The following is a 23,849-nucleotide window of genomic DNA, read 5'->3' on the forward strand; positions in this document are numbered from 1 at the left end:
AAAATGCACTTTCTTAGTGCATTTTTTAGTAGTTATTAGATAACACAAGAATCACATTCATAATTTTCAGAATCTTCTAATATTTCTTGACGAATTCTTACATAATAAATTGATGCACAACCTTTAGTAAAAGCACGGATATAAGCTTTATTTAAATCACGAGTTGTAGCAGTGTCGTTCATAAATAATGTTAAAGAAATAGCTTGATCAACATGTTGCTGAGCAGCTGCGACAATGTCAATTATTGGATTAGGTCCTAATTCGTATGCTCCAAAAGCATAATATTGCATATTGTCAAAATTAATGTTGTAAGCAGGAACATATACTCTTCCTAATTTACCTTCTTTACGAACTTCTACACTTGAGACAACAGGTTGTAAACTTGGTGTACAACTTGATAAATAACTAATCGAACCAGTTGGGGCTACTGCTAGTAAATGAGAATTAGCAAGTCCTGATTTCTTGATTTCTTCAACAAGATTAATTCAATCTTCTTGAGTAGGAACTTGAACATTGTATTCTTTAAAAATTTCTTGAATACGAGTTGTCCCAATAGTTCATTTGTCATTTGAACATTTTGTATATTTATCAAAATAATCACCTGTTGCAAATTTGGTTTTATCAAAATTTACAAATTTACCATAAATTTTAGCTAAACCATTTGAAGCTTTAAAAGCATAAAAAGCAATTGTGTAAAAAAAGATATTAGTGAAATCAATTGCTTCAGGAGAATTATAATTTATTTTATTTGTTGCTAAAAACCCATGCAGATTCATTGCTCCTAAACCTACAGCATGATTATTTTTATTTCCTGCTTCTATACTTGGTGCTGAACGTAAATCAGTTTTTCTAGAGACATGATCTAAAGCATAAATTGAATTGTAAATCATTTCTTCAAATTCGCTTCCAGATTTCATTGCTTTATCAATATTTAAACTTCCTAAATTACAACAAACATCTTCTCCGATTTTAGTGTAACTAAGGTCATCGCTCATTTCGCTCATTGTGTTTGGTTGAGCAATTTCACTACACAAATTTGACATCACAATACGATTTGGATGCGCATTACGATTATTAACAGTATCATCAAACAATAAATAAGGATATCCACTTTCGAAATGTAATTCAGCAATCATTTGAAATAATTTACGAGCATTAATATAAGTTTTTTTGATATTCTCGTTTTTAACCATATTTTCATACTCTTGAGTAATGGAAATATCACTTAATGGTTTTTTGTAAACTTTTTCAACGTCATAAGGACTAAACAAAGCCATTTCTTGGTTGTTTTTTGCTAATTCAAAAGTAATATCTGGAACGACAATTCCTAATGATAATGATTTAATGCGAATTTTTTCATCTGCATTTTCGCGCTTAGTATCTAAAAAAGTTAAAATTTCAGGATGGTGAGCTGATAAATAAACAGCCCCTGCTCCTTGACGTTGACCTAATTGGTTTGCATAAGAAAAACTATCTTCTAGTAATTTCATTACAGGCACAATTCCGGTAGCTTGATTTTCGATATGTTTAATTGGAGCTCCAAACTCTCGTAAATTAGTTAAACATAAAGCAACCCCTCCACCACGTTTTGATAGTTGTAGGGAAGTTGTAATTGATCTTCCGATTGATTCCATGTTATCTTCAACACGCAGTAAATAACAACTTGTATATTCTCCACGTTGTTTTTTACCAGCATTCAAAAAAGTTGGGGTTGCAGGTTGAAATCTTCCTGTCATTAATTCTTTAACTAATTTTTTTGCAATTTCAACATTACCATCAGCAAAAAAAATTGCATTCATAACTACACGATCTTCATAATGTTCTAAATATTGTTGGCTATCAAAAGTTTTTAAACCATAAGCGTTGTAAAATTTTAAAATTCCCATAAAACTTGGAAATTGGTGCTTAAAACTTAAAGCATAATTTGTTATTTTTTCTAAATCATCAAGATTATATTTCTTAATTAAATCAGCTTCATAATACTCATTTTTAATTAAGTAATTAATGCGCTGTTCAAAGGAATCAAATTTCATTGTATTTGGTTCGATATGATTTTTACGATATAAAAGTGCCGCTTCACGGTCTAAGTGATAATTATCACTATTTCCTGAAAAAATTTTAGATTTAGCATTTAAATTAATGTAATCATCATTGGCAAATAGTGAATTATTATTGTTATTATTGGGTTTCATTTTTAGTCACTCCTCAGAAATTATTAATAATATTTTGAATGCTTAGAACATCTTGATTTGTTCCTAAGAGTTCAAATTGATATAACAATGGTACATTTAATTTTTTAGATAAAATAGGTCCTGCAATTGCGAAGGTGTCACCAAAATTGGTATTTCCCGATGCAATAACACCACGACAATATTTACGATTATTTTCATTATTTAAAAATTTAATTACTTGTTTAGGAACAGCTCCACTAGTCAGTTCGCCCCCACCACTATAAGTTGGGCAAACAATTACATAATCTTGATTAACAGATATTTCTTCTTCAATTTCGCAAGGAATGCGAAAATTGGTAAAGTTTAATTTTTGAATAAAACGGTGTGTGTTATTTGAAGTCGAAGAAAAATAAACAACGCAAATTTCTCCAGTTGGTAAAAAGATTTGTTCAGTATTTACTCTAACAAGGTCTTTGTGCATAATTAAAACTCTCAATCGTCGTCTTCAGTTTCTTCACTAACACCCATAACATAACTTGATCCATTTCCAGAAAAGAAATCATGATTTTCATCTGCTCTTGCTGACAATTGAGCAAAAATTTCTGATTTTATTGTTGTTTCCTCTTCTGTGAATGGTGAATCATATCCTAAATTTTGTAAAAATTTACCTGCATTATAAATGCTGAATTTAATAGCATCTTCGGCAATATCGAAACCTTCGTATAATTCATATAAATATTTTTTTTCTAAATCTATTAATTCATACATCACATCAAAAACAAATTTTTTCATTTCCTCTTGTTTTTCAGGACTCAGTGCCTTTAATTTTTGTTGGTATTTATAACCACTATAATAATTATGAATAACTTTATCTCTCAAAATTAAACGCACTATGTCAGATGTATTAGGCATTTTAGCTCTTGAAGATAAATAAAAAGGCAAATAAAATCCTCCATATAGCAAGAACCCAGGCATTAAAGCTGCTGCAACCTTAGATTTAAAGGGATCATTGCCCACATAATAAGGAATTAAGGCCTTAGCACGTTCTTGTAAGGTTTTTGATTGCACAACTCAAGCATGAGCTTCTTCAATCTGTTCGCTTGAACATAAAGTTGAAAAAATTGTTCCATAACTTCGTGCATGAACACCCACCATGAATGCAAAGTTTGTATAAATTACTTGTTCATGATCAGTTAATGAGTTTTGCATTTGGCTAGTGTCTCCAATTGTTGCCTGAACAGTATCTAAAAGCGTTAAACCTGTAAAGGTTCTCGTTACTAATTGCTGTCAATTAGGAGTTAATGTTTTTCATGATGTTAAATCGTTTGAAACAGGAATTTTTTCTGGTAATCAAAAATTCTGAGTAATGCGATTTCAAACTTCTAAATCCTTATTATCATTAATAACATTTCAATTGATTGAACGAATATTACCCTTAAACCCGTTTAAAGCAAATTCTAGTGGTGAAACTGATTCTTTATAATATTGATTTTTGCCGATATTTTTAATATCTTCCATTTTTGGTTATCCTCCTTCTAACTAATTAATTGGTAAATATACAATTTGTAAAATTTTTAATTAATTATTATTTGTATATAAATTTAAACAAAGCTTTAAATTGCATAAGCAATAAGATTTGATTATAGTTGTTTATTTCGTTAACTCAAAATAAGTTAATTTTTTTAATACCCACAAAAAGTTCTGTTGAGTATGTAATGAAAATTATAACTAAAAAAAATTAGAAAAAAACACAATAAAAAAACTTTTTGAACAAAATTTAAAAACGGAAATTATTTTTATTTACAAACTTAAATTTTGTTATTCACTTTTCCACTTTGTGGAAAAATATGTTATAACCTTTATTAATTTGACGATAAAAATAGATTAAAAAGCGAAAGCTTTAAAAACTTTCGCTTTAATATTTCAAAGTTAATAAATTAGCTAATTAATCACCTAATTTATCTTTACCATTGTGCCCACGTGGGTAAGAAGCAGGATAACTAAATTCTTCATTTTCAAACTTAGTTTTAGCTTTGTTGTATTCTTCTCTATTTCAAAGTTTTGATAGCATCTTTACCCCTATTAAACGATAAACGGCTTGTCCTGATGGTTGAGTTGAACGTGTAAATACATCAACATAGGTCATCGAAGGAGTTTTGTCAGCTACTGGAGCATAAATTGGTAATAAGAATTGTGATCTCATAACACCAGATAATTCAGCCAATGCTAATTTATTTGCTCTAGTATCTAAAACCCCCTCATTATCTCCATCAACCATTAATTTACTAAACTGTTGAAAACGATTTTTTAAATCCATAAATGCTTTTTGTTCATTAACATCTGTAGAAATAAAATCTATTTTCCCACCTTCGCCTTTTTTAAATAGTTTTGATCAACCAAAGAATGCATCAAACGATCCTCCAAGAGTAACAGTATTCAAGAAGTTAGCAGGATCAGCAAAATCTGGAGATCATCCTGATATCATAATGCTAAATGCACCTTCATTTTGTTTTTTAGAAAATTCAGAATTATCAGTAGTTGGGGTTTGCACAATGTTCAATGGATTTGCAATACCAAAATCTTTTTGAGTATCAACAAAAGCTCCAATAATGTCATTGACACGTAAATTTACAGTGGTTGCTGTTGCTCCGCTTGTCATTCATTGAATTGTCACAGATTCTTTACCAAGTACTGCTTTTAAATCTCTTTTAATCTTACTAATAATTAATTCTGTTTTAGCTTTTAAATCTTCATATTCATATTTGCCAAAGTGTTTAATAAAATTCGTTAAATCAGCTTTATCAGCTTCTGCCACCGTTTCATTACCTTGATCATCCATAATTAAAAAAGCTTGCACACCAATTAAATCGTTATCTAAGTAAGCATCAATTCCATCAGAGAGATTAGCAAATTTTGCTTTTCAATTATTAATTTGTTCATCTGTTGGTTTGATGTCTCCTAAAGAAGATCAAAGATTGGTTAAATATTGCCCCTTGTCATCTGAAGGGTGCACTTCTGGAGACGGTATATTATTATATTGACTTGAATAAATATCATTGTAGTAATCAACATAATCATATTTTATGCTTGCTCTTTCTTTGTCTGTTTTATCAATATCAGTGTTTGTTTGTTTGTCTACAGTGGTTGTATTTTTTGAAGTAAAAATATTTCTCACTAATTTTGAAGTTTTATTTCCGCCATCCATTGCTTCAGAGTAATATTTAGCAATGTAAGAACGATTCATTCTATAAGCCAAAAATTGTCTTACTGAATTTAAAGCCAAAGCTTTATTTGCATCAGCATATTTTTCATCTGTATTATTAAAGTTATATAAAAGTTCGAAAGTTGTTCCATTTAATTTTGTAACTGAATGTGATCCTTCAAATTTAGGATTTTCAGTGTTTTCACCAACATATTTGCTTCATCCAGCAGCATCACTCGGTGAGAAAGTAACCTCACTAATATCTCCTGCTTCAAATAACATTCTTGCTTTAGAAACATCAGTTCCACCTGTGTATGAATAAATAGCCTTGTCAATAAAGACATTATCTTTATTAAAGTAATTATTATTTTTAGTTAATCTAATGGTTTGCGTTGGTTCGTAATTTTCAATTACATATGCTGATGAATATAAAATATTTTCAAAACCTTTTGATGCATAGTTATAACCAGCCGAACTTCAATCTTGATAATATTGCACTGCTCTATCAGGGATAGGAGCTCACGCTAGAAAAGCCGCCAAACCTTCAAAGTAAGGAGTTGGTTTTTGCAAGTGAACAACTAAATTTGGATCAAATTTTTCTTGACCTTCCGTTACCACCATATCATTATTAGCGAACTCATTTGGTTTATTAGCAATTTGCATCATTTTACCTTCTGCTTGAGATTCAACTAATAATTCTTCATCTGTTATACTAGAAAGCGCTTTTTCTCTTGCTGCGTCTAATTCTTCTGTTACATTAAATGCTAAAATGAATCTGTCAATATTACGATTTGCATTTGTTTTTTGAGTTTCATCACCAGTTCCTGCATTTTGGTCAAATTTTGCATTGTACTTTCCACTATCTTTTGTTCTTAATTGATCAATGGCGGTGCTTAGTTTTTCACCATTTTTTATAATAGTACTTCAAGCAAAAGTTGTTTGCGACATATTATTCGGATTAAAAATATAACGCATTGTATTAAGCATGTCATTAGCATCAACTTTATCAATCACATTTTGATTAATATCAACTCAAGTTGGCACATTACCAGGATCAGATATTTCGTCACGAACATGAAAATAAAATTTAGTTGAATCTGCATTACTTGCTCAACGATCTGCTAAATCTCCTTGATAATTGTTATGTTCATCTCCGGCTAATAAGGTATCCACTAAATTAGATATAATTGCCGAATCTTCACTTTGCATTGTAGTTGCACTTGAATAATATGTCATCGGTGCTTTAAAAGTTCCTTTAAAGATATTATCACTTTCTCGTCTTGTTAATAAGGAATTGAAATTTACAGGACCACAAGCCACAACCGATACTGCACTAGAACCTACGATGGCAAAAGCTGCCAAAGATAATAATATTTTTTTCATAATTTTGCCACCTTTCTTTTTAAAAATTATTTGTTTTTTTCGTATTCGTTATATGCTTTTTTATATGCTTTTAATTCACGTTCATTAGCATAAATAAAATGACCGTTTTTTACTTCTACTCATTGTGGAAAATCTACTAAATAATCAGAATGTTCAATTTCTGGTTCATATTTATAATGAACTTTTTTTCTTTCTTGTTCTGGGTCAGGTAGTGGGACTGCACTTAGCAATGATTTGGTATAAGGATGTAATGGATTGTAAAACAATTCATCAGCCTCAGCTAATTCCACGATATCCCCACGATAAATAACCGCGATTCGATCAGCTACGAATCTTACAACCGATAAGTCATGAGCGATAAAAATGTAAGTCAAATCAAGTTCTTGTTGAAATTTAGCTAACAAATTCATTACCTGAGCACGAATTGAAACATCTAATGCTGAAATAGGTTCATCGGCAACAATGAAACTTGGTTTCATTACTAAAGCTCTCGCAATCCCGATACGTTGTCGTTGACCACCCGAAAATTCATGTGGATATCTTGATAAATGTTCCGGAAGCATACCAACTGTTGTTAACAATTGTAATACCAAAAAGTGTTTAACATCTTTTCATTTAACATCACTTCTTTTAATTGTTCCGGCTTTTGCATCTTCGTTAGAATTAAATCACTCCATGTAAGCATTTGCTGCATCTTCATTTTTATATAATTCTGGAAAGTTGTCTAAACCTTCAGCAATAATTTGTTCAATTGCCATACGTTCATTCAATGAAGAAGCAGGATCCTGAAAAATCATTTGCATTTCTTTTTTTAAATTTCTTTGGCGTTTTGCATTTGGCATTTCAAAAATTTCTGATTTTTTAATTTGCTCTTGAATATTTTTGAGATTCATTAATTCTAAAATGTTTTGATATTTTTCAGCCATTAAAATATTATTTTGGTTTTTATGTTTTTGAATTTTTTGTTCAATTTGATTTTTGTATTTATTCCTTAATCTTGAAGGTGAAGTTAATGCGATATTGATAAATTGTTCATTTTCAGCCATTTTTATTAGAGTTGAAATTGATTTATGTAAAGTAATTATTTCTTTTAATTCAGTTCCTAAATCATTAAAGAATTTTGAAACAGAATTTGATTTACCCTCAATCACATCTTGTTTAATTTTTGACATTTTTTCTAAAGCATTTCAAATTTTGTTTTCTAATTCTTTAATCCCTGCAACTAAGTTATAAGTTTCCTTTTGATACTTATTGATTGCTAAATCTAATTCTTTATCTATATCGATTCAGTCAGATATTGAATCGATAAATCTTAAAGTTTTTTGTTGAATTCTTAAAATCTTTAATAAACTTTTTAAATTATCTTTAACAGCAACTTTCACAAATGATAAATTAGCATCTTTTTTATGAGTTACTAATTTAGTTTTTTTAAGATTAACTCCTTCAGGAATAATTCTTGATACTCCATCTGGATATTCTTTTAAAGTTTTGGTTTTGAAATCATAATATTTTGATTGTGTATACTTATAATCAACACGTTTAAATTCTTCTAAGTAAGTATTTAATCTAAGGGTAGTTGTATCTTGATTTGATTTCATTTTATCCAAATTTTTTAGAATAGCTATATTTAATTTAAATAAATCTGGAGACATTCCATAAGCCATTCTATTTTTAAAATAAATAGCTCCGTCGCTTAATGGTTGAATACCCATTACAGCACGTCCGACAGTTGTTTTTCCTGATCCTGATTCTCCAACTAAACCAAAAGTTTCACCCTTGTAAACATCAAAAGTAACTCCTTTAACAGCTTTAATTTTTTTCTTACCATTACCGAACTCAATTAATAAGTCACGAACTTTAATGATTGCGTCTTTGCGTGCCATATTAATCACCTACCTTTGCTGCTGAAACAGCCGCTTTTAAACGACTTAATTGTTTTGGTTTAACAACTTTAGGAGAACGAGGATCTAATAACCATGTTTTAGCTTTATGAGTTTGACTCACTTCGAAGAATGGGGGTTCATATTTGTAATCAATTTCCAAAGCAAATTTATTTCTTGGAGCAAAAGCATCACCTTTAATTTCGTTAAATAATGATGGAGGTGTCCCACTAATTGAAAATAATTCATCTCCTTTTTCACCAAGTTGTGGCAACGAAGATAATAATGCTCAGGTATAAGGGTGTTGAGAATTGAAGAAAATTTCTTCTGTTGTTCCGTATTCAATAATTTGTCCCGCATAAACCACAGCTACTCTATCAGCAATATTTGCAACAACACCTAAATCGTGAGTAATAAAAATAACTGTTAGCCTATATTCTTCTTTTAATTCTTTAATTAAATCTAAAATTTGAGCTTGAATTGTCACATCAAGTGCTGTTGTTGGTTCATCACAAATTAAAATTTTAGGTTTACATGCTAGAGCTACCGCAATTACTATACGTTGTCTCATTCCTCCTGAGTATTTACCCGGTATATCCTTAAATCTTTTTTCAGCATCATTGATTCCAACTTTTTTCATTAAATTAATTGCTTCAATTTTAGCTTGTGCATGATTCATGTTTTGATGAGTTCTTAAAACTTCACAAATTTGGTAACCAACTGATAAAAGTGGATTTAAAGAAGTCATAGGATCTTGAAAAATTGTAGCAATAGTTCCTCCACGCAATTTTTTCAAATTAGAACGAGCTTTAATTTTAATTGCAATTGTTGCTTTTTTATTAAATTTTCATAACTCAGATAAAGCTTCAATCTCTTCAGCATAAATTTTCTTTTTAGTTTTGATTTCTTTAAAAATTTTTTTAATACTATTTTCTACATCGTTTAGATATTCTAAAGATTTAATATAAGCAAAATGTTTATCAAATTCTAAACGATCAAAAACCCCAGTTTTAGCATAGTTCTCTAAAAATTTAACAATTTTATTAAGTTTAAATTTTTTGATTACTGAAATTCTCTTAAAGTTAACAATTTCTTGTTGAGCTGTTTCAATTAATGAATTTAAATCCGAAATTTCGTTTTCTTTTAAAACCTTTGAAGAATTCAGTTGTATGTATTTATTTAATTTTTGAATTTCAGCATTCAAAAGATCATATTTAACCATTTTACTATTATTTGAAAATTCATATTTAGCTTTAATTGCATCTGCTTTAGATTGCAATTTGCTAATTTTTATTTTTAAATTTTCAATACTTGTTGTATTAATTTTTTTAATTTCGGTTTTAGCATTTTTAATTTTTTCCAAGTTATATTTTTCAATACTTTTAACAGAATCATTTGCTAAGGCGTTTCTATGAAATTTAACTAAATCAGTTTCTTCTTTAAAAAATGAATTTTCATCGTTTTTTGAAGTTTCATTAGGATAATAAGTTATTGTTCCATTAGCAATGTAACCGTTTGATTCAAGCATATTAGTCATTGTCTTTGTTAAAACAGATTTTCCTGATCCTGATTCACCAACAATTGCTATTGTTTCACCATCATAAATGTCAAATGAAACATTACGAATTGAACTTAAGACACGTGATCGAACACGAAATTTAACAACTAAATCTTTAATAGATAAAATTTTATTTCTATTTTCCATAATGTTTCTCCTATGTTTTTTCTTTATTAACGATGATTTTTAGGATCTAATGAGTCTGCAAACACTTTTGCTACTAAAAAGAACACAATTGATACTGTTGTGATTAATACAATCGGGATAATTATTAAATGCGGATGGTCTTGTCATGCAGAACCAACCATTACGTTATTTAAAACTTTACCTAAAGATGTTGTTGATTTACCATCTGTGAAAGCAAATCCTAAAAATGATAATGAGGAATCTATCGAAATTGCATTGGGAATAGCAAACGCTCCTGTTTGAACAATTACTGGTAATATTTTTGGCATAATATTTTTTCTAATTATCTTATTAGGTTTCGACCCTAATGAAATTGAAGCTGTATTATAATCTGTATTTTTTACCAACATGATTTGCACACGGATTGTTGAAGCCATACTAATTCAAGCTTGTAATGATATTCCGAAAATTATTGGTCAGTAAGCATTTCCTAATAAGAAAATTACTAACAATAACAAAATTAATTGTGGAACTAACTGTAAAAAGTTAGTAAGTTGAATAAATAAAATATCTGTTTTTCTAAAGTATCCCCAAATTGAACCAAATAGAATTCCGATTGAAATTTGAATCACTGTTAGTAATAATGCAAATAATAATGTTGTTCGCATTCCTGCTCAAATTTCAATTCAAAAGTCTTCACCTTGTACTCCTAAACCAAAAACATATTCCCACGAAGGGTTAGCTACAGTATTGGATGGTCGATCAGTTGGATTTGAAGGCACTGCTTCTTTTCCGATTGGAACAAATATTGCCAAAGCAATAAAAATTAATAATAAAGATACACATATAATAAAAGTCCAATTAGTTATTAATAATTTTCCAACTGTCTTTCAATAACTATAAGGTTTTGAAGCTAAATGTTCAGAATCGTTATTTTTAATTCCAACCACTGTAAATAAGGATTTATCTATTTCATCAAATTTCACTTTATTAATTTTTTTAAATCGATCACGATCAATATCTTTTTCTATTTTCATGAAATAAACCTCCTTTAAAAATTAATATTTTCTGAATTTGTTTTATTTTGTTTCATTATTTTTTATTCAGATTTACACGTGGATCCATTGCTACCAAAAATAAATCTGAAATTAATGATGAAAATATTGTTATAAATGAAGCGAAAGATACATAACCTAAAATTACAAATGAGTCTTTAGTTCCTCCGATTGCGGCAACAATATATCTTGCCATTCCCGGAATAGCTCATTGCTGTTCGGTTAATATTGAAGCCCCAAATAAAGTTACTGCTAAATCTAATGGAAATTGTTTTAAAATTCTTATTCCGGCATTTCTAAAAATGTGAACATAGAAGACTTTGGTTGATCCCAAACCTTTAGAGTAGGCAAATTTAGTGTAATCTGCTGTCATTTCATCAATTACATAACGTCTAGTTAAAATAATTGTACTTGGTGTCATCATTAGCATTAAAACAACTATTGGTCAAAATTTAGTTCAAAATGATCCAGAACTAAATAATCCAGATTGTCCTAAACCAGATACCGATAATAAGTAAAGACCTAAAACGATTACTAACCCTGGAACCGCTACTAATAACACTGAAAATCCATTGATTGCTGAATCTAAGATTTTGCCTTTTTTCTTAGCCGCTTGAATTCCTAACGGAACACCAATTAAATATGATAAACATACCGCTACTGATCCAAAAGCTAATGAATATGGAATTGCTTTGCTAAACAATTGTAAAACATCTGATTCCGGAGTTGCAATTGAAGTTGATGATACAACCCCTAAGTATATTCATCTAGTTTCAGTAACTTCTGAAACTTTAACAATTTCATTATTAACTAAGGCAAATTCGTAATCAACTGGAATTTCTTTAGGAATCAAAGGGAAAATATTTTTTAAATAATTTAACAATTGTTCACCTATTGGTCCATAAACTCCAAACTTTTTCATTCTTTCGTCAAGTAAACTTTGCAACTGTGCTTCATTTAAACCCATTTTATTTCAATTTTCAGGTAAGTATTGTGTATCCGGAGTTACTATTCTTACTAAAATAAATAAAATAACAACGGCTACTAATAAGGTCATTAATCCATAAATAATACGTTTGAATGAATAACCAATTAAGGGGCGATGAACAAAATATTTGTAAATATTCGCTGATATATCCTCGTATCAGTATTGAAAAGATTTTAAAGAAGATGTTTTAGCATCAATTAATTCTTCATCTAAATTAAAATCTAACGATTCTAAATCTAAATCAATTTGCTTAATTTTATTGTTCTCATTATTTAAATCTGTATTAACAAAAAATGCCATAAATATTAGCCCCCTCTTCTATCCGAATTTTTCTATAAAATATTTGGTATCCGCAAAAAGGTGAAACCTTAGTGCTTGGTTGCTTGAATTTTATAATAGGACTAAAGGTCACTAATATAACTATAAATTCTCTCTTTAATATATATAAAAGTTGAATATAAATCAAATTTGTATAAGTTAAAGGTTTTTATTTACTATACACACTATTTTTTACTTTTTCAAGTTAAAATATAAATTAATTAATAAGAAAGCAGGAATTTTAATGGAAAACAAAAAGACTAAGCTTAAAGATTATCGTCTTTCGCAGAAGAAAACTCACGAAATCGAAGTTGCTGAAGCTATTAATGAAACTTATACAAATCGTTCACAATTAAGCCACTACAACCAAATCAAAAGGATAAAATGATCAAGTTGACTAATTGTTTTAACAATCGTAGTTATTGGAGCTGGTTTAACATGACTTGTTGGATATTTAGCAATTAATTCTGAAAAAGCACCCAATTGACAAGCGACTGGTTGATTTTCTTTGGCATATACTTCGGTGATTTTTTTAATTTATTGAGTAATTGGTTTTGTTCGTAATAAAGAAGCTGCAAAATTTTTTAATGATAGACGTCGTAGATATCAAAGAACAATCCAAGATTGAGAAGCAAAAATATATTTAACCAAGAAAATTTTATTATTATCATTCATTCCAATGCTAATTATTACAATTGTGACAAATTTAATATATTAAAAGGCAACTTGTAATTTATAAGTTGCCTTTATTTTATTTTTTTCTATTAAAATTATTTTTATTTTTCATATTTTGATTTCTATTATTTCAATTTGATCTAATATTAGGAACAAAATCTTTTCCATCAATTTCGTTAATTATCGATAAAACAATTGGTTGCTTACCAGATTCTTGTTTAATTGAAGAGCGAACTTTGCTAATAATGTCTTTTTTAATTTGATTTAAATCATAAGCTTGTGGACTTTCTTTAAATAAATTTTGACCTTTAATAATAATTTCTTCAATTTGTTTTTGCAAAATTTTAAAAATTGGATTTTCTTCGTTAATGTAAATAACCCCACGCATTTGAGTATCAATTAAAGAAACAAGTTCTTTATTGCGACTATCAATAGTAGCACCAACAATAATAACACCATCAGTTGCTAATTGTTTACGTTCATTTAAAACAACACTCCCAATGTCTCCAACACCAATTCCATCAACATAAACATCGCCCTCTTTAATTGTTTGCTCTGAAATAGCTAATGTTTTTTTTGACAAGACTAAAATCTGTCCGTTATCAATTGTTAAAATGTTTTCTGGTTGAACACCAGCATCAATTGCTGCTTGTTCAGCTTTTAAAAAATCCTTAAATAAAGCTTTTACAGGCACAAAGTATTTTGGCTTCATTATTGAAGCCATTACTTTAATGTCTTCATAAGATGCATGCATTGCTCAAATGTTTTTATCAGATAAAGCCATAACTCTAGCATCAGTTCTTGCTAATTCATCTAAAATTTGAGCATGTCTTTTTTCAACACCTGGGGCTGGAGGAGTTGCTATGATTATTAAATCTTTTTCATTAAATTCAATTACTTCATCATTTCCGTTTGCAATTTTAGCCAATTTAGAATAAAGCACATCACCAGTTCCAGCAATGATTAAAACTCCATTTTCTGATTGCATATAATCAGCAACAGAAAAAATATCTTCTTTAGTTAATTTTAAGTTTTCATGAATCATATTTGATGACAGTATTGATGTCATTGTAGTTCCATAAACAGCGATTTTGCGACCGTTCTCTTTTGCTTGAAAAATTATTTCTCCCAATTTAAAAATATCTTCTTCAAAAATTCCAACAGCAATTCTTGTTTTCTTTTCTTTAAATGGAGCACTTATATATCCTTCAATTTTATGATTTGGAACAGTGTAACCCATTCTGCTAGCAAATTCTGAATCAGAAATTAAAGCTAAAACACCCTTTTCAGCAATTTTGTTTAAATGTGAAAAATCTGTTGAAAAATATGATTGCTCTTGCCCGTCAATAATATAATCACCGGCATAAACAATAACACCAATTTCGGTATGAAAAGCGTAACCAAAAGATTGTGGGGAAGCTGAAGTAGTTCTAAAAATTTCAACTTTAGTTGTTCCAAAAGTTAAAACTTCTTTATCGTTTATTATATGAAAGTTTTGATCTTTGTTTTTTAATCTAAATTTTTGGTTTTTAATTTGTAAAACTAAACTTGTTAATTCATTACAGTAAATCGGAACATCCATTTCTTTTAATATATAAGATATTGCCCCTGCATTATATGAAGCTGGGTTTGTAACAAAAACCCCTTTAATTCGTTTTTTATTTTCTTTTAAAAATTCTAGATTTGGAATAACCACATCCACACCCAAAATTCCTTTTTCTGGATACTTAATCCCAGCATCTAGAATAAATAAATCCTTTTCAATTTCTAATGCAAAAAGGTTTTTACCCCTTTCATCTTGACCACCGATTGCAATAAATCTAATGTTTGCCATTTTATTCCTCTTTTCTATTAAATTTTATTAAATTAAATTAATTTTATAAAAAGTTTTCGAATCGCGATAAACGTTAGATTCGTTCTTAAATTATTATACCTAAATATAAGTAAAAAAAGGTAATAAAAAAGCAAATCAAGTTTGCTTTTTAATTTTTAGAAGAATCATTTAAAACAAAAATATCATTTAAAATTTTAGTTTTAGATTGAGGATTTAGTGATAAAACATTTATTTTAATTTTTGAAATTTTTATTATTAATTTTTCATTTTCTGGAATTACATTTTTTGTATCAATACTCATTATAAAATCATTTTTATTTTCTAAAACGATTTCAATAATTTGATCTTTATTAAAAATAATTGGAGCATTTAAAGTTCTAAATTTATTGGTTGATACCGGAAACAATTCTTGCATTTCAAATAAGTCTTGATTGGGAAAAATTATTGCTCCTCCAGATGATTTCATAAAACCAGTTGAACCAGAAGGGGTTGAAAATACTAATCCCGTTCCTTTAAATGCTTCTAGCAATTCTTCATTAATATAAATTTCCATTCTCATCGGTTTAATATTGTTCATAATTTTAATTTCATTAATTGCATAATTAATGTTTGAACCATGATTGACTTCTATTAATGAAAGCGACAATGTTGAAAGATGATTTTCTAAACAAGGAATTATTTCTTTAATTGTAGTTACTGAATTATGATTTGTGTAAAAGCCAATTCCACCAAATTTAATTGGCACAAAAATAATCTCTGATAATTTATTTTGAAATTTTTGGACAGCCGATAAAAATGTTCCATCACCACCAATTACGAAAACGTAATTGGGATTAAATTCATCATGGATGTATTGAGGTTTGGTTTTAAGTAAATTAATTAATGCTTGTTCGATTTTTATTGCATCTACATAGGTATTTCTAATGACTGCATATCTCATAATGTAATTCCTTTAATCTTTATGTTTATTATATAAAAAATAAATCCCGAAAGATTTATTTTTCTTTAAACAAACTTAACTTATTTGTAAGAAGACTAGTTAAATTTATTTACAACTAGTTCCGTTTGATGCACAAGTACAGTCATTACATTTGCAATTGCAGTTACACATAAATTTATTTACCTCCATTTTGATAAATTTTATCCATATTCATAATAAAATGATGAATTTCACTTAGCTTCTTAGCATTGAAACTATAATTTTTAAAAGTGCCCTCTTTTGTAACCGTAACAAGATCAGCTTCATGTAAAAATTTCATATGATACGAAAGTGTTGGTTGAGTAATGTTTAGGTTTTTTAGAATATTATTTGCACATAAACAATTAAGTTTTTCTTCTGCTAAGAGTGAAATAATTTTAATTCTTGTTGGATCAGATAGTGCTTTAAAAACTAAAGCATATTCTGCATAATCATGTTTCATAATTGTCTCCTTACAAGTATAATTATAATCAAATATAGATAAATGTCTATATTTAAATAGATATTTATCAATTTATGAATTTATTAATTAAAAAAATATTGAAAATCTAGTGATAAAATCATATTAATTATAGTTAATAGGAGCAACAAGAATATGAAAAAAAGAATGGTTTCAGCAATTACTCCAAGTGGAACAATGACTTTAGGTAATTATTTAGGGGCAGTGAAGCATTTTATTGACTTTCAAGATGAGTATGAAATGTTTATTTTTGTTGCCAACCTGCATGCTATTACAATTCCGCAAGAAAAAGAAAAATTGCGTAAAAACATGAAGGAAATCGCAACACTATATTTTGCTTGTGGATTAGACCCACATAAATCTACAATCTTTGTACAATCTGATGTAATGGCACACGCTCAATTGGGATGAATCTTAAATACCCAATCAACAATTGGTGAATTATCAAGAATGAGCCAATTTAAAGACAAATCTAAAAAAGCAGAAACAACTGGCAAAGGTTACATTCCTGCTGGACTATTTACGTATCCAACATTAATGGCTGCTGATATTTTGTTATATGATGCTAATTTTGTACCCGTTGGTGTTGATCAAAAACAGCACGTAGAATTAACCAGAGATTTAGCAGAAAGAATTAATAATAAATATAGTGATGTGTTTACAATTCCAGAACCATTAATTACTGAAAACAAAATTAAAATTATGGATCTTCAAGACCCTACCAAAAAAATGAGTAAATCAAGCGATAATCCCAAGGCAATCATATTAATGCTAGATACTCCAGAAATGATTAAATCGAAAATCAAAGCAGCTTTAACTGATTCTGAAGGCATAATTAAATATGATATCGTTAATAAACCTGGAGTTTCAAATTTACTTACCATTTATTCAATTTGTAAAAATATAACTATCAAAGAAGCTGTTAAAAATTTTGAAAACAAAAATTATGGAGATTTAAAAAATGAAACAGCTGAAGCGATAATTGAAATTGTTTCTCCAATTCAGGAAAAATTTAAGAAATTGTACAATAGTTCAGATGTAGAAGATTGATTAAATAATGGCGCTAATAAAGCTAATTTAATTGCTAATAAAAAATTAAATAAAGTTCAAAACGCTTTAGGTTTGAACTTTAATAGAAAATAGTGAGGTTTATTATGAGTGAAAAAGAAAGAATTTTTATTAAACAATTTAATAAATACATAGATGAATTAACCAAAGAAGAATGAATCGCTATGAACAATGAACATTGTGATGGCCCTTTGAAAAAATGCAAATAAAAAAGACAGTCTGTTGGTTGTCTTTTTTATTTGTTTCAAAATGATTCATCAAATTCTCATTTCATCGCTTTCACATATTTAAGTTGCTTGCGAGAATCTAAAGATTGGCGATTTTCAATACACGATTGATGAACTGCAATAAAATTAGTAAATTCTAATTTAGGTTTTTTGGCATTAATTAAGTCTATTGTTCAAGCAAAGCTATCATTTTGATTAATTCCTGCAAAATTTTTTCTTTCAATATGAAATTTACAAATGTAACACAATCTAAATTCAATTTCATTTTTATTCAAAAGAATTGGGGAATTTGATCAAGCAGCTTCTAAATCCGCAAGTTCAAAATCTATAATTCCTGTTATTTGATCAAGTGTTGCCATTTTTATCTCCGATTTTAAATAAATTATAAAATAAAAAGAACCTAATTGGTTCTCATTAATTATTTTTTTTCTTAATTGAGTTAGTTGTTCTTCTTTTTGGTTTGTCACTAATTATTTCACTATTTTCAAAACGAGGCTTTTCATCAAAATTTCTTTTTGGTTTGTTTTTAAAATTATCATTTGATCTTGATTTTGGTTTATCGCCGTAACTTCTTTTTGGTTTGTCACTAAAGTTTTCGCTAGATTTTGAGCGTGGTTTGTCACCGTAACTTCTTTTCGGTTTGTCACCAAAGTTGTTGTTTGATCTTGATCTTGGTTTATCGCCATAGCTTCTTTTTGGTTTGTCACCAAAAGATTCTTTTGATGAAAAATTTTCTTTATCTTCAAAATTTCTAGATTTACGAGCATAAGTTTTTTCAGAATCATTGTTTGTCTTCTTTTTATAACCATCACGACGACGAGAATTTTTGTTTCAATCATTTGATTTTGAAAAATTTCTATTTCTACCATTATCACGACCACGAGAATTTCTACGATCATCACCACGTCTAAAGTCTCTACTTTCATATGGTTCTATATGAGCAATTCTTAAAGATTCATCAATTTCTTTCATAAATTCTTCATCTGTTATTTCATGAATTTTAATTTGATAGTGTTTTTGAATGTCTTTTACTTGACGCAATGCTTCTTTAGTAGAAACAAAAGAAATAGTATCTCCCATTTTGTTATTTCTACCTGTTCTTCCGATACGGTGAATAAATTGTTCGTTTTCTTTAGGAATATCATAGTTAATAACAAAATCTACATCATCAATATCGATTCCACGCCCAACAACATCAGTTGCCACTAAAACATTAAATTCTTCACTTTTAAATCTTCTAATAGAAGCACTTCTTTGACTTTGTTTTTTATCACCATTAATTACAACTGATTTAAAACCAAAACTATTTAAATTTTTTGCAATTTTTTCAGTGTGTGATTTAGTGTTTGTGAAAACAATTGCTTTTTTAGGTTTTTTAGCCATAAAAAAGTTTATTAAAATAATTTCCTTATTCTTGTTTGTTGTATAAACAAATTCACTATTAATGTTGTCGTTAACTTTTACTTCATTTTTTATTTCAACAAAAGTATATTCACCCATATATTTTTGAGCTAATTCTAATACTTTAGGGGTTGTTGTTGCCGAAAATAATCCAACTTGAACTTTTTGTTCAATTGATTTAAAAAATAAATCAATTTCATTTTTAAATCCCATTTTTAACATTTCATCAGCTTCATCTAAAATAACAGTTTTAACATTTTGTGTATTTAGAGTTTTACGGTTTAAGTGATCTGCAACTCTTCCCGGAGTTCCTACAACGATTTGTGATATTTTCACCTTTTTAATTTGATCAACAATTCCCATACCCCCTATTAAAGATGCTGTTTTTAAATTAGGTATGTGTGAAGACAAAATATTAATTGTTTCAAGAATTTGTAATGCCAATTCTCTAGTTGGCGCTAAAATAACCGCTTGTACTTTTTTTGATTCTGTGTCAATATTTTGTAAAATTGGTAGTACAAAAGTTGCAGTTTTTCCTGTTCCTGTTCCTGATTTACCAAATATATTTTGTCCATCTAAAAATACAGGAATTGCTTTTTCTTGTATTTCAGTTGGTGTTGAGAAGTTTCGTTTTTCTAAAATCCTTAACAATTCTTCTCTTAGTTTTAATTCTTTAAATTCCATTTGAACCTACCTTTATTTATTATAATTGAGATAAAATCCTATTAAAATTTAATGTTGAAATTAATGTTAAAAAATAAGTAATCACAAGTATATTAATATATTGTATCATTTAATAGCAAAATAATTACAAAATGCGCATATGTGTTCATAGCTAAAAAATAAAAAATAGAGATAAAAAATCTCTATTAAAAATATATTTTTTTAAATAAGCTCTTGATTGTAACGAACAACAAAATCTTTTCTTAATTTTTCAGAATTATTATTTTTTAAGTTTAAAGCATCCTGCTTAATTAATGATTTTTTATCACGTAATTCAACTAAAGCTTTAGTTTTTTTAGCCTTATTTTGCTCGTTTTTTAGCAATTGATGTTGTTCATTAATTTTAGCAATTTCACTTTTTAATTTATTATTAACATTTTTTTCAAAATCATCAATTTCAGATTTTTTTGATTTAATAAATTCTTTTTCTAATATAGAAATGTTTTTGTATGATTCTTTAGATTTTAAAACATCATTTTTATATTTATTAATAACGTTTTCTTTATCAGTTTTAATAACAGCTAATTCTCTTAATGTTTGTTCATTAACATTATTCGTTTCTAAACCTTCTAGTTTTGCTGCTTTAATTTTTTCTTTTCCGTCTTGTTTAATCTTCAAGGCCTTTTCATTTAAAGTTCTAATGTCTTCTTTTTTATTTTCAGACAAAATATTTAAATGTAAAACGTGAGCTTTCTTAACTGATCCATATTTACCTGCATCATATGTTAATCATAATCCGTAACTTAAAGTTGTTACAGCAACTCCAGCTGCAACAGCTATAAAGTAATAGAATGTACTTAATCCATATGGAACTGCTCCTAAAATAGCTACAATTGGTCCACCATGAGCAGCGGCATCTGTAATTAAGAATGCTCCGGCAATTCCCCCGGCAACAGCACTTCCTGCAACGTTACAAATTACTGCACGTTTAGGATCTCTAATTGCAAATGGGATTGCTCCTTCAGAAATTCCAATTGTTCCCATGATCATTGCTGAAATTCCCATTCCTCTTTCTGCATCTGAGAAAAATTTTTTAAACAACACAGTTGTTAATCCCATTCCAAGTGGGGCAACTGGAATCCCTGCTGCCATTGCACCCATTGGTTGTTCAATGCCTTGAGTAATTAATGCTGACGAAGTAATGAAAGCGATTTTGTTAATTGGTCCTCCCATATCAAATCCAGCCATTGCTCCAAGTACTAGGCCTAATCCTAAACCAACTCCGATACCAATATTTCCTTGATAAGCAGTTTTGATTCCAGTTGATATTTGTTGCATTAACCAACCAATTGGTGCACCCAATACATAAATGAAAATAATACTAATTCCAATCCCTGCAATTAAAGGAATAAAGAAAATCGGCATTGCTGGAGCTAATGATTTAGGCACTCTTCAAGTATTTACTCATCTCACAAAATAACCTACTGCCAATCCAGCAATTATTGCTCCAATGAAACCCATTGGAGTTTCGATAATTCCCATTCCTGGAATTCAATTTGAAAGCGAAGATGGGGTGTTACCGATAAATGCTCCTACCATTGCTGGGGCAATTGCTGCTCTTCCAGCAATTGAATTACCAATAAATCCAGCTAAAATCGGAATCATTAAAGCAAATGCTCCACCACCAATTAATTCAAGAACGTGTAATGGTCCTCATTGAGAAACTATAGGTGATAAATCACCATTTGGCAAAACAGTTTGACCCATAGTATTAGCCGTTGGTCCTCAAATAGCTTTTGCTAAACCAAGAGAAAAGGCTAAACAAATTCCACCAAGAACAATAACCGGAATCATATAACCAATACCAGCTAAAATATGTTGTAATACTCCTTCTTTTTTACCAGCGGAGCTAACACTTTTTTTGTTATCAAAAGAAGTGATTTTTGAATCGCTATTAATAACAGCAGCATCTTTTAAAGCTGTTTCAATAATTTTTTGAGGTGCTTTAATGGCCTCCCCAACCTTACAACTATAAACTCTTTTTCCTGCAAATCTAGAAGTGTCAATAGCAGTGTCTGTTGCAAGAATAACAATATCTGCATTTTCAATTTCTATAGCTTTTAACGGAGTACCAATACCTTTAGAACCTTGGGTTTCAATTCGGACATTGTAACCTAATTCTTTGGCGGCTGAGATTAATCTGTCTTCAGCCATATAAGTATGAGCGATTCCCACAACACAGGCAGTTACTCCAACAATATTTAATTGTTTTAGATTTTTATTTAAACTTTTAGTATTATTTTCTTTAGTTTGTTTCTTATTTTGATTTAAAACTTGCAAGATTTTATTAACATCTTTTGAAGTTTTTAAAACTTTTTTAAAATTTTCATCCATCATTTTAATTGCAATACTTGAAAGTATTTCTAAGTGTTGATCACCATTTGGTCCTTCAGGAATTAAAAGCGCAATTGCAACTTTTGTAAATTTATTATCCATTGATTTTCAATCAACATCATTTTTAAATCTTAATACAAAAACCGCAGCTTCTTGAACTTCTTTTATTCTGGCATGAGGTATAGAAAAACCATCTTCAAAACCAGTTGTTCCTTCAAGCTCGCGATTTTTAAATCCACTGATTAAAGCTTTCTTGCTTGTAATTAATTTCATATTTAAAGCTTGATCAGCTATAAAAGCAAAAGCATCATCTTGAGATTTAACATCAACATCTAAAAAAATATAATCTTTTTTTAGAATTTTATTATTCATATTTTTTCCTCCTTATTTTATTAAATAATAAAAATATTCACAAAATTGTAAAAATTACATTTTGTGAATATTTTTTAAATACATATTTCCGCTTACTTGGAAATATCCGTTTCTCAACGTCAAGCTTCTGCAACATCGGGTTTTAAAATGTCATGAGTTATGATTTTTTTAAACAATAAGTCTCAAAGTGCTAAAGCAGCTACTTTGCTAGTAATTGAGAAAGTTCTGTACTTTGGATCATTCGAATAAACCAAAAGTGAATAAGTTGCAACTTGTCTTAATTGAGAGTCAAAATTTCCTGTAATTGCAAGGACTGGAACTTTTTTACTAATTGATTCTTGAGCAACTTTTAATGTTTCAAATTTATCTCCAGAGTAAGATATTATGATTGTTAAATCATCTTTTGACATAAAATGTAGATTAATTAATTGTTGGTGTCAATCTTTACCTATTAAGACGTGTTTCCCAATTTGAGATAATTTATGTTCAATTTCAACTTTAAGAGTTTCATTTCCACCCATTCCGGCAATGTTAATTTTTTTAGCTTTTACTATTTTTAATGCAATTTGTTCAAAAAGTTCATGATCAATGTTTTCTAATGTTGTTCTAACATCACTTAAAATATCCGAACCATCCATAATTTCTTTTTCATGAGGAGTATTGTCGTTATCAGGAAAAAATTTTAAACTTTCAAAATTTACCGCTTTTACTAATTTTTTAAAATTTTCCAAACCTAAAGTTCTAACAAAACGAGTTACTGTAGGTTGCGAACAACCAGATTTTTCAGCTAACTCTACAATATTAAGATTAAGTCCGTTTTGTTTAGAAATTTCACAAAGAATTGCTTGAGCAATATTACCATTAATATTTTTTTCTTTTGAAATTTTATTTATTTTTTCCAATATCATATAATAACACCTCTACTAATATAAATATAAGCACAATTATTTTAAAAATGTATATTTCTATTCATAAATATTCATAAAGTAAAACTTTTTGTCAAAACAAAAGAAAAGAACCTTCGAAGGTTCTTTTATATTTTTATTTTTTTAAAAGATCACGAATATCTTTCATATATTTAATTAATTCTTTTTT

Annotated in this window: 18 protein-coding genes; 3 read left to right on the forward strand and 15 right to left on the reverse strand. The window is 28.6% G+C overall.

Translation table 4 applies throughout. The features are described from left to right. Positions 1–35 precede the first annotated feature (35 nt). From nrdE to oppB, 8 genes are all read right to left on the reverse strand, one after another. Positions 36–2,192, reverse strand: a complete 2,157-nt coding sequence (nrdE, locus tag ESOMN_RS02585) for a class 1b ribonucleoside-diphosphate reductase subunit alpha (RefSeq protein ID WP_024863405.1) — start codon at positions 2,190–2,192, stop codon at positions 36–38. Beyond that, positions 2,179–2,652 (reverse strand): class Ib ribonucleoside-diphosphate reductase assembly flavoprotein NrdI, encoded by a 474-nt coding sequence (nrdI, locus tag ESOMN_RS02590; protein WP_024863406.1) that lies wholly within the window; start codon positions 2,650–2,652, stop codon positions 2,179–2,181. Before nrdI ends, nrdE begins: the two co-directional genes overlap by 14 nt. A gap of 2 nt (positions 2,653–2,654) precedes the next feature. Further along, a complete protein-coding gene (gene nrdF, locus ESOMN_RS02595; protein WP_024863407.1) occupies positions 2,655–3,689 on the reverse strand; it encodes a class 1b ribonucleoside-diphosphate reductase subunit beta in 1,035 nt (344 codons plus the stop codon). 427 nt (positions 3,690–4,116) lie between these two features. Beyond that, a complete protein-coding gene (gene oppA, locus ESOMN_RS02600; RefSeq protein ID WP_024863408.1) occupies positions 4,117–6,756 on the reverse strand; it encodes an oligopeptide ABC transporter substrate-binding protein OppA in 2,640 nt (879 codons plus the stop codon). Between the two features lie 26 nt (positions 6,757–6,782). Then, positions 6,783–8,639, reverse strand: coding sequence for an ATP-binding cassette domain-containing protein (locus ESOMN_RS03900; RefSeq protein ID WP_024863409.1), 1,857 nt, complete (start codon positions 8,637–8,639; stop codon positions 6,783–6,785). A gap of 1 nt (position 8,640) precedes the next feature. Further along, entirely contained in the window at positions 8,641–10,341 is a 1,701-nt protein-coding gene (gene oppD, locus ESOMN_RS02610; protein WP_024863410.1) for an oligopeptide ABC transporter ATP-binding protein OppD, read from the reverse strand. 26 nt (positions 10,342–10,367) lie between these two features. After that, positions 10,368–11,357, reverse strand: coding sequence for an oligopeptide ABC transporter permease OppC (oppC, locus tag ESOMN_RS02615; protein ID WP_024863411.1), 990 nt, complete (start codon positions 11,355–11,357; stop codon positions 10,368–10,370). Between the two features lie 55 nt (positions 11,358–11,412). Further along, a complete protein-coding gene (gene oppB, locus ESOMN_RS02620) occupies positions 11,413–12,663 on the reverse strand; it encodes an oligopeptide ABC transporter permease OppB (protein ID WP_034942344.1) in 1,251 nt (416 codons plus the stop codon). A 262-nt stretch (positions 12,664–12,925) separates the two neighbouring features. Between oppB and ESOMN_RS02625 the strand changes: the two genes are divergently transcribed. Next, positions 12,926–13,399 carry a hypothetical protein gene (locus tag ESOMN_RS02625; protein ID WP_024863413.1) on the forward strand — a complete coding sequence of 158 codons (474 nt, stop codon included), beginning with the start codon at positions 12,926–12,928 and terminating at the stop codon, positions 13,397–13,399. 33 nt (positions 13,400–13,432) lie between these two features. Here ESOMN_RS02625 and ESOMN_RS02630 read toward each other — a convergent pair whose 3' ends face one another. From ESOMN_RS02630 to ESOMN_RS02640, 3 genes are all read right to left on the reverse strand, one after another. Then, positions 13,433–15,190 carry a ribonuclease J gene (locus ESOMN_RS02630; protein WP_024863414.1) on the reverse strand — a complete coding sequence of 586 codons (1,758 nt, stop codon included), beginning with the start codon at positions 15,188–15,190 and terminating at the stop codon, positions 13,433–13,435. A 148-nt stretch (positions 15,191–15,338) separates the two neighbouring features. Further along, entirely contained in the window at positions 15,339–16,130 is a 792-nt protein-coding gene (locus tag ESOMN_RS02635; RefSeq protein ID WP_024863415.1) for a diacylglycerol kinase catalytic domain-containing protein, read from the reverse strand. Between the two features lie 175 nt (positions 16,131–16,305). Continuing rightward, on the reverse strand, positions 16,306–16,611 hold the full coding sequence (locus ESOMN_RS02640; RefSeq protein ID WP_024863416.1) for an ArsR/SmtB family transcription factor: 306 nt from the start codon (positions 16,609–16,611) through the stop codon (positions 16,306–16,308). A 153-nt stretch (positions 16,612–16,764) separates the two neighbouring features. Here ESOMN_RS02640 and trpS point away from each other — a divergent pair, with 153 nt between their 5' ends. Both trpS and ESOMN_RS03905 read left to right on the forward strand, forming a co-directional pair. Beyond that, entirely contained in the window at positions 16,765–17,772 is a 1,008-nt protein-coding gene (gene trpS / locus ESOMN_RS02645; RefSeq protein ID WP_024863417.1) for a tryptophan--tRNA ligase, read from the forward strand. Positions 17,773–17,783: 11 nt separating this feature from the next. After that, a complete protein-coding gene (locus ESOMN_RS03905) occupies positions 17,784–17,906 on the forward strand; it encodes a hypothetical protein (protein ID WP_267878388.1) in 123 nt (40 codons plus the stop codon). Between the two features lie 26 nt (positions 17,907–17,932). Here the strand turns inward: ESOMN_RS03905 and ESOMN_RS02650 are convergent, their stop codons facing one another. The 4 genes from ESOMN_RS02650 to ESOMN_RS02665 form a co-directional block, all read right to left on the reverse strand. Next, the gene (locus tag ESOMN_RS02650) at positions 17,933–18,283 is read right to left on the reverse strand and encodes a hypothetical protein (RefSeq protein WP_156920190.1); all 351 of its coding nucleotides are present in this window, start codon (positions 18,281–18,283) and stop codon (positions 17,933–17,935) included. A gap of 55 nt (positions 18,284–18,338) precedes the next feature. Beyond that, positions 18,339–20,009, reverse strand: a complete 1,671-nt coding sequence (locus ESOMN_RS02655) for a DEAD/DEAH box helicase (RefSeq protein WP_024863419.1) — start codon at positions 20,007–20,009, stop codon at positions 18,339–18,341. Positions 20,010–20,210: 201 nt separating this feature from the next. Next, complete coding sequence (locus ESOMN_RS02660; RefSeq protein ID WP_024863420.1) at positions 20,211–22,754, reverse strand: PTS fructose transporter subunit IIABC; 2,544 nt, start codon at positions 22,752–22,754, stop codon at positions 20,211–20,213. A 92-nt stretch (positions 22,755–22,846) separates the two neighbouring features. Then, the gene (locus tag ESOMN_RS02665) at positions 22,847–23,662 is read right to left on the reverse strand and encodes a MurR/RpiR family transcriptional regulator (protein ID WP_024863421.1); all 816 of its coding nucleotides are present in this window, start codon (positions 23,660–23,662) and stop codon (positions 22,847–22,849) included. Between the last annotated feature and the right edge of the window lie 187 nt (positions 23,663–23,849).

Source organism: Williamsoniiplasma somnilux, from assembly GCF_002804005.1.
In the GTDB taxonomy this organism is placed as follows: Bacteria; Bacillota_I; Bacilli_A; order Mycoplasmatales; family Mycoplasmataceae; genus Williamsoniiplasma; species Williamsoniiplasma somnilux.